This is a genomic window from Nocardia abscessus, from assembly GCF_015477775.1.
In the GTDB taxonomy this organism is placed as follows: Bacteria; Actinomycetota; Actinomycetes; order Mycobacteriales; family Mycobacteriaceae; genus Nocardia; species Nocardia abscessus_A.
Map to the genome: position 1 here is coordinate 1 of NZ_JADLQO010000078.1, position 374 is coordinate 374.

1 protein-coding gene is annotated in these 374 nt (G+C 65.8%); it reads left to right on the top strand.

Annotated features, from left to right (window positions below; genetic code table 11):
• Nucleotides 1-374 (top strand): AMP-binding protein (locus IU450_RS39350; RefSeq protein ID WP_195154791.1); only part of this gene is annotated, 374 nt, incomplete at both ends.

Here is a 374-nt window from a genome sequence, read left to right on the forward strand (position 1 = left end):
CGACTATGTGACTTCCCGCTCGCCGGAGCAGTTGCGTGAACTGCTGGTCCGGGAGCGGGTCACGGTGCTGAATCAGACTCCTTCGGCGTTCTATCAGCTGGTGGAGGCCGATCGGGTGGCGGGTGCGAGTGCGGGTGCGCTCGCGTTGCGGTATGTGGTGTTCGGTGGTGAGGCGCTGGATCTGCGCAAGCTGGGCCGCTGGTATGAGCGCCACGACGCTTCGACGCGGTTGGTGAACATGTACGGCATCACCGAGACCACGGTGCATGTGTCGTTCCTGCCGCTGGGGGAACGCGACGCGCGGGACGCGGCCAGTGTGATCGGGCGGGCGATTCCGGGTTTGGATGCGTTCGTGCTGGATCGGCGGCTGCATC